Here is a 12,873-nt window from a genome sequence, read left to right as displayed (position 1 = left end):
CACAATGACCACGACACTTCCCCGCCGCGAGATCGGCACCAGCGGCATCCACGCCTCGCTGTTCTCGCTGGGGTCCTGGCACACCTATGACCGCATGGACTTCGGCGACGCCACAGCCATGCTCCGCGAGGCCGTCGACCGCGGCGTGAACCTCTTCGACGTCGGCGTCTACACCGGGCCCGGTATGCCGCCCGCCTTCACCGACGTTATCTTCAGCGCGATGGTCCGCGCGGCGGGCCTCCGCCGCGACGAGTGGCTGCTGTCGTCGAAGCTGTGGCTCGAGGCGTTCGGCGCGGACGGCTTCCGCCCGCAGCTCGAGAACGCCCTGTTCCGCGTCGGCGCGGAGCACGCGGATCTGGTGATCCTCGGCGACCTGCGCCGGGAGGACCTGGAACTGCGCGACCTCGTGCTCGATCTCGCCGGCCTCGCGGATCGCGGGCTGATCCGCGCCTGGGGCGTGAACAACTGGTCGGCCGGATCCATCCACGCGCTGATCGACATCGCCGCCGCGGAGGGAGTCGCAGGTCCGCAGATCGCTCAGCTGAAGTACAGCGTCTCGCGCCGGTCCATTCCCGATGGCGAGCCGTTCGCGCGGCTCTGGGAGCAGGGGCTGACCCTGCAGGCCTCGGATTGCCTGGAGGGCGGAGTGCTCGCCGGCAAGGTGAACGGCGAGCGGCAGATCGGCCGGGATCCGGGCGGCATCCGGCAGCGCATCGTCGACGACGTCCCGGCGTTCACGACGCTCGCGGAGTCGCTCGAGGTGACGCCGGCGCAGCTCGGCATCGCCTTCACGCTCACGCACCCTGCGCTCACCACGACCTTGTTCGGGGCCTCGAGCATCGCGCAGCTGCGCGCGAACCTCGATGCGGCGGCGCTCGTCGACCGAGTCGGATCGGCCGAGCTGCGCCGCCTCGTCGAACCCTTCTGGGCCGACCGCGACGTCGTCGATCCCGAAGGTCCCTGAACTTCCCGTATCCACCGAAAGGCAGCACCGCATGACCGTCACCGCCGCCGGCTATCCGACCGTGCCCCCGGTCCCGTTCGACCCTGAGGTGCAGATCGTGCTCGACGCGATCGCGCTGAACCCGCCGCCCGCCCTCACCCGCGAGACCCTGCCCCGCGAGGGCACAGACGCGATGTTCCCCGACAACGACACGGTGATCGCCGGGCGTCCGATCGACTGGGAGGACCGCGTGATCCCGGGTCCTGCCGGGGCGCCCGACATCGAGATCACGATCTTCCGGCCTCGTGGCGCGGCCGGATCGCTCCGCCCCGGGTTCGTCAACATCCACGGCGGCGGCCAGATCGTCGGACACCGCAGCTGGGAGAGCGGCCGCGTGGTCGACATCGTGGCGGAGCACGGCGCGGTCGCGGTCAACGTCGAGTACAGGCTCGCACCGGAGCACCCCTCCCCGGCCGGGCTCGAGGACTGCTACGCCGCGCTGCTCTGGCTGCACGCCCACGCCGCGGAGCTCGGCGTCGACGCCGACCGGATCATCGTCGGCGGCGGCAGCGCGGGCGGCTGCCTCGCCGCCGGCGTCGCCCTGCTCGCCCGCGACCGGCAGGGACCCGCACTGGCCGGGCAGCTCCTGTTGTGCCCGATGCTCGACAACACGAACACGACCGTGTCGAGCCTGCAGTACGACGGCATCGGCACCTGGCAGCGCGAGGCGAACTTGCTCGCCTGGTCGTGCCTGCTCGGCGAGGACCTGGCGTTCAGTCCCGAGGCCTCCGGCTACGCGGCGCCGACCCACGCCGCCGACGTCTCGCACCTCGCCCCGGCGTTCATCGAGGTCGGCGAAGCGGAGATGTTCCGCGACGAGGACACCCAGTACGCACTGCGGATCTGGGCCACGGGCGGACAGGCCGAGCTGCACGTCTGGGGCGGCGGCGCGCACGGCTTCGACATGTACATGCCCGATGCCGAGATCTCCCGGGCGGCGCTGGCCGCGCGGGCCAGCTGGCTGCGCCGGATCTGGGGCGCATGATGGCCGCGAGCGAGACCGCGATCGGATCCGTCGCCCCCGTGCCCTACGACCCCGAGCTCGTCGACGGGCTCGCGGCGTTCCTCGACCTCGTCGAGATCATCCCGCTGCGCGCCGACACGATCCTCGCCAACCGCGCGCACTTCGCGACGATCATCCCGCCGATCGCGGTGCAGGCCGAGGGCAGGGCCGTGACCTTCGAGGACCGGTCGATCCCCGGGCCTGCGGGCGCCCCCGACGTCGAGATCACGATCGTGCGCCCCGCGGCCCCCGCGGCCCCCGCGGCGGACCCGGCCCCCGCCGTGCTGTCCATCCACGGCGGCGGCATGGTGCTCGGCACTCGGTTCTTCGGCACGCCCGAGCTCATCGACCTCGCCGAGCGGCACGGCGTCGTGGGCGTCGCGGTCGAGTACCGCCTCGCCCCGGAGCATCCCGGTCCGGCACAGGCGGAGGACTGCTACGCGGCGCTGGAGTGGATGGCCGCGCACGCCGGCGAGCTCGGGATCGACTCGGCGCGCATCATCGCGTCCGGGCAGAGCGCCGGCGGGGGCCTCTCCGCCGCGGTGGCCCTTCTCGCCCGCGACCGCAACGGCCCGCGGCTCGCCGGCCAGCTGCTGGGCTGCCCCATGCTCGACGACCGCAACGAGACCGTGTCCGCTCGGCAGTACGACGGCATCGGCGCCTGGGACCGCAACAACAACGACACCGCCTGGACCGCGATCGCCGGCGAGGACCGGTTCACCGACCTGGTGTCGCCGTACACGGCGCCGGCCCGCGCGACCGATCTCGCAAGCCTCCCCCCGGCGTACATCGAGGTCGGGGCGGCCGAGACGTTCCGCGATGAGGCCGTCGACTACGCCTCCCGGATCTGGGCCACCGGCGGGCAGGCCGAACTGCACGTCTGGGCCGGCGGCTATCACGGGTTCCACGGCTTCTCCCCCGACGCCGTGGTGTCGGTCGCCGCGAACGCGGCACGCGAGAGCTGGCTGCGCCGCGTGCTGCGGCTCGACGGATGAGCGGGGTGCTCGCCCGCCCCCGCATGAGCACGCTGCGCGCGATGCTCGTGCTCGGCCTGCTGGAGGCGTTCGGCCCGCTGTCGATGGACCTGTACCTGCCGCAGCTGCCGCAGCTCGCCACAGCACTCGGCACGAGCGACGCGCTGGCGCAGGCCACGATGTCGGCGTGCATGGTGGGTCTCGGACTCGGCCAGCTCGCTGCAGGGCCGCTCAGCGACCGCTTCGGCCGGCGCCGTCCGCTCCTGGTGGGCGTCTCGGCCTTCGCGGTGCTGTCGCTCGTGTGCGCGGTCGCTCCGGGGATCGAAGTGCTCCTGATCGCTCGCTTCCTGCAGGGACTCGCCGGATCCGCCGGCATCGTGATCTGCCTCGCCATCGCCCGCGACCAATTCGCGGGCGCAGAGCTCAGCCGCATGCTGTCGCTGCTGTTCCTCGTCTCCGGGGCCGCCCCGGTGGTCGCGCCCGTCGTCGGCGGCCAGCTGGCACGGATCATGGACTGGCGCGGGATCTTCGGCGTGCTCGCAGGGATCGGCGTCGCCCTCCTGCTGGTCGTGCTCCTCGCGCTGCCCGAGACGCTCGAACCCTCCGATCGTCACGCGGGCGGTGTTCGAGAGCTCGGCGCGCACACCGGCGCCGTCCTGCGGGATCGCCTGTTCCTCGCGGTGCTGTGCGCGGGGGCCGGCGGCGGTGTGGCGTTCTTCACCTACCTGTCGATGACCTCGTTCGTGCTGCAGGATGAGTTCGGGCTGGATCCGCAAGGGTTCAGCCTCGCCTTCGCACTCGGCGCACTCGCGAACATCGCGGGCAGCCAGGCGAGCCGGCTGATCGTGCGCCGCACCGGCCCGCTGCGCGTCTACCTGCTGGGCGTCACCGCGACGGCGATCGCCACCGTCGTCCTCGCGACGCTCGCCCTGCTCGGTGCAGGTGTCTGGGGATTCGCCGCGGCGCTCGTCGGATTCATGCTCTGTGCGGGTCTGGGAGGTCCGAACTCGTCGGCCCTCGCGCTCGCGCATCACGGAGCCCGCGCCGGCACGGCCTCCGCCCTGCTCGGCATGTCGACGTTCCTGGTCGGGCCGCTGCTGTCACCGCTCGCCGTCGGCATCGGCGGTGCGAACGCGATGACGATGGGCGTCACGATGGCTGCCGCTGCATTCGTGGCGGCGTTGATCGCGTGGTTCGCCGTGCGCCCGGCGGCACGACGGTCGAGCTGAGATCGCTTGCTCTCGCGACCGTTGCGCGTCCCCAGCGTCCCGTCGAGGGTGTTCAGGTCGCACTTTTGGTCCTTTGGACGCCCGTTTTGGCGCAGAAACTGCGACCTGAATGCCGAAGCTCAGCTCAGCTCAGCTCAGCGCGGCGATCGCATCGCGCAGCACGCCGCCCGACGCGGCGAGCGCAGGGGCGGCGACCTCTGCGGACGTGCCGGTGAAGAGCATCAGCAGGGCGAGCTTGACGGATCCGCCCGCCTCCGAAAGTGCGCGCACTGCATCGTCCTGCGCCGCGCCGCTGAGCTGGATGAGGGTTCGCACCGACCGGGCCCGCAGCTTCTCGTTCGTGGCCTGCAGATCGACCATGACGCCGCGATAGGTCTTGCCGAGGCGGATCATCGACAGCGTAGTGAGCATGTTCACCACGAGCTTCTGCGACGTACCGGCCTTGAGACGGGTCGACCCCGTCACGAACTCGGGGCCGACGACGACTTCGATCGGCACGTCGGCGGCAGCGCCGATGGCGGATCCGGCGTTCGCAGCGATCGCGACGGTGAAGGCGCCCACCTCGCGCGCATAGCTGAGTCCGCCGAGCACGTAGGGCGTGCGCCCCGAGGCCGAGATCCCGACGACGGTGTCGTTCTCGCCCAGTCCGAGGGCGCGCAACGACTCCGCGGCAGCGGCGTCATCGTCCTCCGCATTCTCCACGGCGTTGCGGATCGCCGTCTCGCCGCCGGCGATGATGCCGACGACCATGTTCGGATCCGTGCCGAACGTGGGCGGGCATTCGGAGGCGTCGAGCACCCCGACGCGCCCCGCAGTCCCCGCCCCGATGTAGATCAGCCGTCCGCCGCGCCGGAAGCGCTCCGTGATGCCGTCGACGGCCTCGACGATCCGATCGGCCTGGGCGGCGATCGCCTCCGGCACCCGCCGGTCCTCGGCGTTCATCGCCCGCACGAGGTCGAGCGTCGACAGCAGATCGAGATCGCCGCGAGAGGTGTCGGCCTGCTCGGTGGACAGGTGCGACAGCTCCCCGATCAGCGCCGCGAGTCGGGCATCGTCGGTCGCCGCGGCATCGGTCGGCAGGGCTTCGTCGGGCAGGCTCTCATTCGGCACGGTGCACGAACCTTTCGTGGAGAGGGGCGCGCCCCTCGGCGATCATGGCGGCGCCGTCGAGGGCATCGCCGCGGGCGGGGGCGGCTTCGAGCCCGCGGGTCTCGAGTGCGGATGAGACTGCAGCGCGGAATCCGTCGTGCGAGGTCAGGCCACCGTGCAGGGCCACCAGGGAGGATCCACCGGACGCGGCGAGCGCGGTCTCGGCGAGCAACCGGGCGGCCTCGTCGCGGATCGTGCGCGCGGCTGCGTCGCCCTGGTCGGCGGCGTCGAGCACGGCGGGTGCGAAGGTCGCCAGCAACCGGGCCGGCGCCGCGGCGCCTCCCAGCCACGCGATGGGCGACGTCTCCTCGCCCATGAGCAGGGTCAGCACGTCTGTCAGCACCGTCTCCGGCCCCAGCCCGTCCCTGGCGCGGAGCACCGCTCGCACGCCCTCGCGTCCGAGCCAGGACCCGCTGCCGAAGTCGCCCAGGTCCGGCCCCCAGCCATCCACGCTGCGATACGCGTCGGCGGTGACGCCCAGCGCGACCGCGCCGGTGCCGGCGATGAGCAGCACGCCCGCCTCGCCGCCGAGAGCGCCGACGTGCGCCGTGACCACGTCAGAGGTGACGGCGACGGGCGCACCACGGTCGTCGGCGATCGCGCGGGCGAGCGCGCCGGCCTCCGTCGGTGCGTATAGCGCTCCCGCCGCACCCACGCCGATCCGCTGCGGACGGAGGTCGGCCAGCAGCGGCAGGATCGAGGCCAGAGCCAGCGCCACACCGTCGCGGGCCGCCAGTCCCGGCGCGCCCCCGCCCTCGCGGCGCATCCCGTCCCCGTCGTTCGTCAGCCGAGCGCGGCACAGCGATTTACCCAGGTCGATCGCAGCCGTGCCGGAGAAGGTCATGCATCAGAATGTACGGGATCCGAACGATATGCGGGAAGCCGGGCTGCGAGGCGCCGCATGCACCTCAGATCACGAGCACCATCGCGCCCATCACGACCATGGACACCGCCATCGCCGCGCCCTCCGCCTCGAGCAGGATCCGCCCGTTGAGCACCCCGCTCCCCCGCGTCACCCCGCGACCGGAAGACGCGCCACCGGCGGCGACAGCCACGACGCTCGCTGTCGCGCGAGCACCGACCGCTGCGGCACGGCCCAGAACCGTACGGTGCCGCACCCGCGCGAAGAGCATGAGCCCGAGCAGCACGGTGACTCCGGTCGCCGCCACCACGGACAGCGGCACGATCCCGCCGTGACCGGCATGCCCAGGACCCGCGGCCGCCGCCGCGGCGACGCCGCCGGTCGAGCCCGGATTCGCGCCCGTGACGACCTCGGTACGCAGCATCGCCAGAGCGCACACCGCCATCACCACGCCGCCGAGCGCGCGGTGGAAGCAGGCGTCGGCGTGCGTCCGCCCGCGCGTTCCCGCCACGCCCAGCATCGCGGAGACGATCCCCGAGACCGCGACCAGCAGCAGGATGCGGGCGTCGTGGCCGCCCGCACACAAGGCGACCATGCCGAGGGCCATCACCACGGCGCTCTGCCGCGCCTGCCATGGCACCGCGCTGGGCACGACGCGTCCGGCACCGAGGCAGCACGCCGCCGCGGCGATCGCGGATCCGATCATCAGCACCGTCGCTGCCATGTGGAGCATCCGAACAGTGTTATTGATCGAACGCTCAAAAACAATACCCCCGGGAGGCATCCGGATCTCGACGACCGATCGGTGACTGGCCAGACCGGATCCATCCGCGGCGCCACCCGGATGCGCGGACGACCATCGCGGAATCTGCGCCAGGATGGATGCATGCCCAGAGTCGTCGATCACGACGCGCGCCGGCGCGACATCGCCGCGGCGCTGCTGGCCGTCGCCGCCCGTGACGGCCACGACGGGGTGAACTCGCGGGCCGTGGCGCGCGAGCTGGGCGTCGCCGTCGGGTCCCTGTGGCACTACTTCGACGGCTTCGACGACGTGATCCGCGCCGCAGCGGCCGAAGTCACCCGCCGTACCGAGGAGCGGATCCGCACGGCGACCGAAGGCCTGCGCGGGCTCGCACGCCTGGAGGCGATCATGCGCGAGGTTCTGCCGGTCGACGCCACCACGCGCACCGAAGCGCACGTCGTCGTGGGGTTCTGGGGGCGCCTCGCCTCGATCGCGCCCACCGCCGAGGCGTCCGCTCCGACGATCCCGCTCTGGCGCACGAAGACCTCCGAAGCACTCGAACAGGCCGTCGCCGACGGCGAACTGCGGGCGGACACGCCACTCGACGACATACTGGCACTCCTGCGCGCGATCACGTACGGGCAGCAGATCGTCGAGGTCGCCGAGCCGGCGGACGCTGCCACGCACCTGCGCGTGCTCGCGGCGATCCTGCACCCCTGGCGCGCCTGAGGGACCACAGCCGGCCCACGCCGTGTCACGATCGGCACACTCCGTGACGATCAGCACAGGAATGGCGCCGATCCGTGTGCTGATCGCCACACGCTGTGCCGATCGTCACACGCTGCACCCCGTGACGGCGCGCGGATCCGCCCGTTGCGCCCGCGCCCCTGCGCGGCCTATCATCGAGCCAACCAGTTTCTTGAGCAATCGCTCAACTAAACCGCAGAGGTCGACGATGCCCCACCACGCCCCGCAGCCGATCACGCTCGACGCCATCCCGACGCCGCATCCGCTGGATCCCCTCACCGGGCCCGAGATCGCAGCCGCCCGCGCGATCCTCGCATCAGCGGGCCTGCTCGGCGACACCGTGCGGGTGCCGATGCTGCTGCCCGACGAGCCCACCCGCCAGGAGCTCGCGGCGTGGACGCCGGGCGCCCCGATCGACCGCCGCGTCGACGCGACCCTGCTCGACATGACGACCGGCGTCGCCACCGAAGTCGTGGTGTCGATCACGCGCGGCGAGGTGCTGCGCGCCGAACGGGTACCCAACGACGCCCCGCCCTACGGCCAGCCGCAGTACCTGTTCGAGGAGTACGAGCGCGCCGAGGCGATCGCGAAGGCCTCCCCCGAGTGGCGCGCCGCGATGGAGCGCCGCGGACTCGCCGCGCACATCGACCTCGCCTTCTGCGGGCCGCTCGCCCCGGGCTACACGGGCCGCGCCGACGAGGTCGGGCGCCGGGTGATCCGATCGCTCACGTTCCTGCGCTACGACGAGAACGACTCGCCCTGGGCGCACCCGGTCGAGGGGCTCATCGTGCACATCGACCTCACGTCGAACAGCGTGATCCGCGTCGAGGACATCGGCGACGTCCCCGTGCCCGCCGGACACGGCAACTACTACCCCGAGGTGCAGGGCGAAGCGCGCACGTCCCTCAAGCCCATCGAGATCGTCCAGCCCGAGGGCCCGAGCTTCTCGGTCTCCGGATCCCTCGTCGAGTGGGAGAACTGGTCGATGCGGGTGAGCTTCAACGCCCGCGAGGGGCTCGTGCTGCATGACGTGCGCTTCGACGGCCGGCCGGTGCTGAACCGCGCGAGCGTGCCCGAGATGGTCGTGCCGTACGGCGACACCGCGCCGGGACGCTTCTGGATCAGCTACTTCGACGCCGGCGAGTACCTGCTCGGCAAGAACGCCAACCACCTCGCGCTCGGCTGCGACTGCCTGGGCGTGATCCGCTACCTCGACGGCTACGTCGCCGACGACCAGGGCCACCCGGTGCGGATCCCGAACGTGATCTGCATGCACGAGGAGGACACCGGGATCCTCTGGAAGCACACGAATCTCGAGGGCCGCTCAGACGTGCGCCGCGCCCGCCGCTTCGTCGTGTCCTACTTCTCCACGATCGGCAATTACGACTACGGGTTCTACTGGAACTTCGGCCTGGACGGCACGATCGAGGTGATCGCCAAGGCCACCGGCATCGTGTTCGTCGGCGCCGGCGAGCCCGGCATCCCGCAGCGACACGCCACCGAGCTCGCCCCGGGTGTGTTCGCACCGGTGCACCAGCATCTCTTCTCCGCACGACTGGACGTCGCGATCGACGGCAACGACAACCGCCTCGTCGAGGTCGATGCCCAGCGCGTGCCGATGGGCCCGGAGAACCCGTTCGGCAACGCGTTCAGCTGGACCGAGACCGTGCTGGCCTCCGAGTCCGCCGCGCAGCGCGAGGCCGACACCTCGGTCGCCCGGGTGTGGGAGGTGCAGAGCGCCTCCCACACCAATGCCGTGGGCCGTGCGACCGCCTATCAGCTGGTGCCGCAGCCGACCGCGCTGCTCATGGCGGATCCGGCTTCCTCCGTGGCCGCGCGCGCGGCGTTCGCGACGAAGCACCTCTGGGCCACCGCGCATCGCGAGGGAGAGCTGTGGCCGGCCGGCCGCTACCCGAACGCGCACCAGGGCGGATCCGGACTGCCGGAGTACTCCGCCGGCGATGCCCCGCTCGACGGCACGGAGGGCGCCGACCTGGTGCTCTGGCACACCTTCGGTCTGACGCATTTCCCGCGCCCCGAGGACTGGCCGATCATGCCCGTCGACACCGCCGGCTTCGCGTTCCGCCCGTACGGCTTCCTCGATCAGAACCCGGGCATGGACGTGCCCGAGTCTTCGCAGGCGCACGCCGCGACCGGATCCGGATCCGCCTGCTGCGGCGGCGGGGACGCCTGCACCTGCGGACACTGACCGGACGGATCAACCCCGCCGGCGCCGCATCGCGACGGCGAGGGCGGGGTTGCTCTCGTCCAGGCGGGCGGCGATCGTGTCGCGCACCTCGGGCGTCTTGTTCTGGCTGAGCTTGGCCCGGGCGTCGAAGCGATCGACGGACATCCGCAGACCGACAGTGCCCCGGGCGATCCGGCGGGTGCCCTCCTCGTCCTCGGACAGGCTGCGGCCATGAGGCCGGTGCTGCTCGAAATGATCGGTGAGCCTGCCGAGCATCGCGTAGTTCTCCTCGTCGGAGAGGATCTCCGGCGTGCCGTAGAGGTGCGCCGTGACGTGGTTCCAGGTCGGCACGAGGTCGCCCGGCGCGTACCAGCTCGGCGAGACGTAGTCGTGCGGACCCTGCACGATCACGAGCACCTGGTGCGCACCGAGCTCGTGCAGCTGCTCGTCGGGGCGACCGAAATGGCTGACGATCACGATCTCATCGCCGGCGGAGGCGGCCTCGTCCAGGATCACGGGGTAGTGCGAGGCGACGAGCCCGGTCGCCGTGTGCGAGACGAACGTCGCCCACGGGTGCGCGCGGATCAGCCGCTTGACCTCGTCCGGTTCGGTCATCAGGTAGCGAGGGGTGTGACGCATCAGGAGTCCTTCCGAAGGCGGGTGCGCACCGCGAGCGTGGCGCACAGGATGACGGCGAGTCCGCCGAGGATGGTGGCCCAGCCGAGCTGCTCGCGGAGCAGGATCCCCGCCCAGAGGATGCTCAGCACGGGCTGCACGAGCTGGATCTGGCTGACCTGCGCCATCGGCCCGATCGCGAGTCCCCGGTACCACGCGAAGAAGGCGAGGAACATGCTCACCACCGCGAGGTACGCGAACGCGAGCCACTGCACGGGTGTCGCGTCGGGCGGTCGGTTCACGAGCGCGAACGTCGCCAGCACGAGCATGAGCGGCGCCGAGAGCACGAGCGCCCAGGACACGGTCTGCCAGGACCCCAGCTCCCGCGCGAGCAGCCCGCCCTCCGCGTAGCCGATCGCGGCGGCGAGCACCGCGCCGAACAGCAGCAGGTCGGACGGCCGCAGCTCACCGAGGCCTCCGTTCTGCAGCGCCGCGAACAGGATGGCCGTCAGGGCGCCCAGGGCGGCGAAGAGCCAGAACGACCGGGCGGGGCGCTCCCCCGTGCGCACCACCGCGGCGACGGCGGTCGCCGCAGGGAGCAACCCGATGACGACCGCACCGTGACTCGCCGGCACCGACGTGAGGGCGAAGGACGTGAGCAGGGGGAAGCCCGCGACGACGCCGCCGGCGACGACCGCCACGCGCAGCCACTGCCGCGCCGTCGGCCGCTTCTGCCGTGTGAGAGCGAGGGCGGACGCGGCGAGGACAGCGGCGACCACGGCACGGCCGGAGCCGATGAACAGCGGAGAGAGCCCGCCGACGGCGACCCGGGTGAACGGCACCGTGAACGAGAACGCCACGACCCCGAGAAGACCCCAGCCGAGCCCAGAAGGGAGGGATAACGCTTGGCGTGGCGGATGAGTAACGCTACTCTGTTCTTTCATGAGTCAGGATAGCACCGAGCGCATCGTGACAGCGCTGCGCGAGTGGATCGCACGTGCGGCGCCGGGCGCCCGTCTCCCCTCGAATCGGGAGCTGACGCTCCAGCACGGGGCCAGCCCGGTGACGGTGCAGAAGGCGATGCGCCGACTGTCCGCACTCAGCCTGATCGAGACCCGGCCCGGGGTCGGCACGTTCGCCCGCGCGATGCGCACGGCACGACCCGCCGACTACTCCTGGCAGACCGCGGCCCTCGGGGCGCTGCCGTCGCGGATGCCTCTGCTCTCCTCGACCCAGCGCTCCGCGGCCCCCGATGCGATCGCACTGCATTCCGGCTACCCGGCTCCCGAACTGCTGCCCGAACGCCTGGTCCGGCAGGCGCTCGCCCGCGCAGCCCGCCTGGAGGCGGCCGTGCTGCGCTCCCCCGCGGCGGGATCCCCCGAGCTGCAGGCATGGTTCGCCGGGGAGCTCGCCGCTGCCGCTCCGGTCGGTGTGACCCCGGCGTCCGCCCGAGACGCGCTCATCATCTCCGGCAGCCAGAGCGGGCTCAGCTCGATCTTCCGCGCCGTGGTCGGCGTCGGCCAGCCTCTGCTCATCGAATCACCCACCTATTGGGGCGCGATCCTCGCGGCAGCGCAGGCGGGCGTCGAGCTCGTGCCCGTCCCCGCCGGTCCGGATGGGCCGGATCCGGATGCCGTCGAACGCGCCTTCGCCGAGACCGGCGCCCGCGGGTTCTACGCCCAGCCGACGTTCGCGAACCCGACGGGCGCGATGTGGTCCGAGACGACGAGGACCGCCGTGCTCGAGATCGTGCGACAGCACGGCGCGTTCCTCATCGAGGACGACTGGGCGCACGACCTCGCGATCGACGCGGATCCCCGTCCGATCGCCCTCCAGGACGACGACGGCCATGTGATCTACCTCCGTTCGCTGACCAAGAGCGTGTCGCCCGCCCTGCGCGTCGCGGCGGTCATCGCCCGCGGGCCTGCGCGGGAGCGCATCCTGGCCGATCGCGCCGCGGAGTCCATGTACGTCAGCGGGCTGCTGCAGGCCGCGGCGCTCGACGTCGTCACACAGCCCGCCTGGCGCGCTCATCTGCGCGGCCTGCGGGAGCAGCTGCGGGCCCGCCGGGATCTGCTGCTCGACGCGCTCCACGAGCACGCCCCGACCGCGAGCGTCGAGACGGTGCCGCGCGGCGGGCTCAATCTGTGGGTGCGCCTGCCCGAGGGCGGAGACGCCGAGCAGGTCGTGCGCGAGTGCGCGGTGCGCGGCGTGATCCTCGCGCCGGGGTCGGAGTGGTTCCCCGCAGAGCCGTCTGGTGCGTTCGTCCGACTCAACTACTCCGGAGCGGCCCCGGAGCGCTTCCCTGAGGCCGCACGCGTCCTCGGCGACGTGCTCTCCGGATCCTGATCCGCGCGACGC

Annotated in this window: 12 protein-coding genes; 7 read left to right on the top strand and 5 right to left on the bottom strand. The window is 72.0% G+C overall.

Translation table 11 applies throughout. The features are described from left to right. The first annotated feature begins 4 nt into the window (after positions 1-4). The 4 genes from AC1DCT_RS15985 to AC1DCT_RS15970 are packed head-to-tail and all read left to right on the top strand — an operon-like array spanning position 5 to position 4,209. Positions 5-964 carry an aldo/keto reductase gene (locus AC1DCT_RS15985; RefSeq protein ID WP_441977278.1) on the top strand — a complete coding sequence of 320 codons (960 nt, stop codon included), beginning with the start codon at positions 5-7 and terminating at the stop codon, positions 962-964. 31 nt (positions 965-995) lie between these two features. Next, positions 996-1,988: an alpha/beta hydrolase gene (locus AC1DCT_RS15980; RefSeq protein WP_441977279.1), complete on the top strand. Its 993-nt coding sequence runs from the start codon at positions 996-998 to the stop codon at positions 1,986-1,988. Next, positions 1,985-3,001 carry an alpha/beta hydrolase gene (locus AC1DCT_RS15975; RefSeq protein WP_477430317.1) on the top strand — a complete coding sequence of 339 codons (1,017 nt, stop codon included), beginning with the start codon at positions 1,985-1,987 and terminating at the stop codon, positions 2,999-3,001. Before AC1DCT_RS15980 ends, AC1DCT_RS15975 begins: the two co-directional genes overlap by 4 nt. Beyond that, a complete protein-coding gene (locus AC1DCT_RS15970; RefSeq protein WP_441977281.1) occupies positions 2,998-4,209 on the top strand; it encodes a multidrug effflux MFS transporter in 1,212 nt (403 codons plus the stop codon). The genes AC1DCT_RS15975 and AC1DCT_RS15970 overlap by 4 nt, the downstream gene beginning before the upstream one ends. A 129-nt stretch (positions 4,210-4,338) precedes the next feature. On the opposite strand, the gene murQ is transcribed toward AC1DCT_RS15970, so the two are convergent. From murQ to AC1DCT_RS15955, 3 genes are all read right to left on the bottom strand, one after another. Next, entirely contained in the window at positions 4,339-5,319 is a 981-nt protein-coding gene (murQ, locus tag AC1DCT_RS15965) for an N-acetylmuramic acid 6-phosphate etherase (protein WP_441977282.1), read from the bottom strand. Then, positions 5,309-6,202, bottom strand: a complete 894-nt coding sequence (locus AC1DCT_RS15960) for an N-acetylglucosamine kinase (RefSeq protein WP_477430316.1) — start codon at positions 6,200-6,202, stop codon at positions 5,309-5,311. Before AC1DCT_RS15960 ends, murQ begins: the two co-directional genes overlap by 11 nt. Positions 6,203-6,266: 64 nt before the next feature. Further along, positions 6,267-6,953 (bottom strand): hypothetical protein, encoded by a 687-nt coding sequence (locus AC1DCT_RS15955; RefSeq protein ID WP_441977284.1) that lies wholly within the window; start codon positions 6,951-6,953, stop codon positions 6,267-6,269. A gap of 153 nt (positions 6,954-7,106) precedes the next feature. Here AC1DCT_RS15955 and AC1DCT_RS15950 point away from each other — a divergent pair, with 153 nt between their 5' ends. Together AC1DCT_RS15950 and AC1DCT_RS15945 are read left to right on the top strand one after the other, a co-directional pair. Continuing rightward, the gene (locus AC1DCT_RS15950) at positions 7,107-7,691 is read left to right on the top strand and encodes a TetR/AcrR family transcriptional regulator (RefSeq protein ID WP_477430315.1); all 585 of its coding nucleotides are present in this window, start codon (positions 7,107-7,109) and stop codon (positions 7,689-7,691) included. Positions 7,692-7,917: 226 nt separating this feature from the next. Beyond that, the gene (locus AC1DCT_RS15945; protein ID WP_477430314.1) at positions 7,918-9,918 is read left to right on the top strand and encodes a primary-amine oxidase; all 2,001 of its coding nucleotides are present in this window, start codon (positions 7,918-7,920) and stop codon (positions 9,916-9,918) included. 9 nt (positions 9,919-9,927) lie between these two features. Here AC1DCT_RS15945 and AC1DCT_RS15940 read toward each other — a convergent pair whose 3' ends face one another. Both AC1DCT_RS15940 and AC1DCT_RS15935 read right to left on the bottom strand, forming a co-directional pair. Beyond that, entirely contained in the window at positions 9,928-10,536 is a 609-nt protein-coding gene (locus AC1DCT_RS15940) for an FMN-binding negative transcriptional regulator (protein WP_477430313.1), read from the bottom strand. Beyond that, a complete protein-coding gene (locus AC1DCT_RS15935) occupies positions 10,536-11,456 on the bottom strand; it encodes a DMT family transporter (protein ID WP_477430312.1) in 921 nt (306 codons plus the stop codon). The genes AC1DCT_RS15940 and AC1DCT_RS15935 overlap by 1 nt, the downstream gene beginning before the upstream one ends. On the opposite strand from AC1DCT_RS15935, the gene AC1DCT_RS15930 reads away from it, so the two are divergent. Beyond that, positions 11,455-12,861, top strand: coding sequence for an aminotransferase-like domain-containing protein (locus AC1DCT_RS15930; protein WP_477430311.1), 1,407 nt, complete (start codon positions 11,455-11,457; stop codon positions 12,859-12,861). The genes AC1DCT_RS15935 and AC1DCT_RS15930 overlap by 2 nt on opposite strands. The last annotated feature ends 12 nt before the right edge of the window (positions 12,862-12,873 follow it).

The sequence above is a fragment of the Microbacterium sp. 10L49 genome, assembly GCF_056395125.1.
The sequence above is the reverse complement of the archived record's forward strand: the minus strand, read 5'-3'. Positions and strand labels throughout refer to the sequence as shown.

Excerpts from the sequence above, each read along its gene's own strand:
- AC1DCT_RS15985 (WP_441977278.1), top strand. The coding sequence starts at position 5 with ATGACCACGACACTTCCCCGCCGCGAGATCGGCACCAGCGGCATCCAC.
- AC1DCT_RS15980 (WP_441977279.1), top strand. The coding sequence starts at position 996 with ATGACCGTCACCGCCGCCGGCTATCCGACCGTGCCCCCGGTCCCGTTC.
- AC1DCT_RS15975 (WP_477430317.1), top strand. The coding sequence starts at position 1,985 with ATGATGGCCGCGAGCGAGACCGCGATCGGATCCGTCGCCCCCGTGCCC.
- AC1DCT_RS15970 (WP_441977281.1), top strand. The coding sequence starts at position 2,998 with ATGAGCGGGGTGCTCGCCCGCCCCCGCATGAGCACGCTGCGCGCGATG.
- AC1DCT_RS15960 (WP_477430316.1), bottom strand. The coding sequence starts at position 6,202 with ATGACCTTCTCCGGCACGGCTGCGATCGACCTGGGTAAATCGCTGTGC.
- AC1DCT_RS15955 (WP_441977284.1), bottom strand. The coding sequence starts at position 6,953 with ATGCTCCACATGGCAGCGACGGTGCTGATGATCGGATCCGCGATCGCC.
- AC1DCT_RS15950 (WP_477430315.1), top strand. The coding sequence starts at position 7,107 with ATGCCCAGAGTCGTCGATCACGACGCGCGCCGGCGCGACATCGCCGCG.
- AC1DCT_RS15945 (WP_477430314.1), top strand. The coding sequence starts at position 7,918 with ATGCCCCACCACGCCCCGCAGCCGATCACGCTCGACGCCATCCCGACG.
- AC1DCT_RS15940 (WP_477430313.1), bottom strand. The coding sequence starts at position 10,536 with ATGCGTCACACCCCTCGCTACCTGATGACCGAACCGGACGAGGTCAAG.
- AC1DCT_RS15930 (WP_477430311.1), top strand. The coding sequence starts at position 11,455 with ATGAGTCAGGATAGCACCGAGCGCATCGTGACAGCGCTGCGCGAGTGG.
- AC1DCT_RS15935 (WP_477430312.1), bottom strand. The coding sequence starts at position 11,456 with ATGAAAGAACAGAGTAGCGTTACTCATCCGCCACGCCAAGCGTTATCC.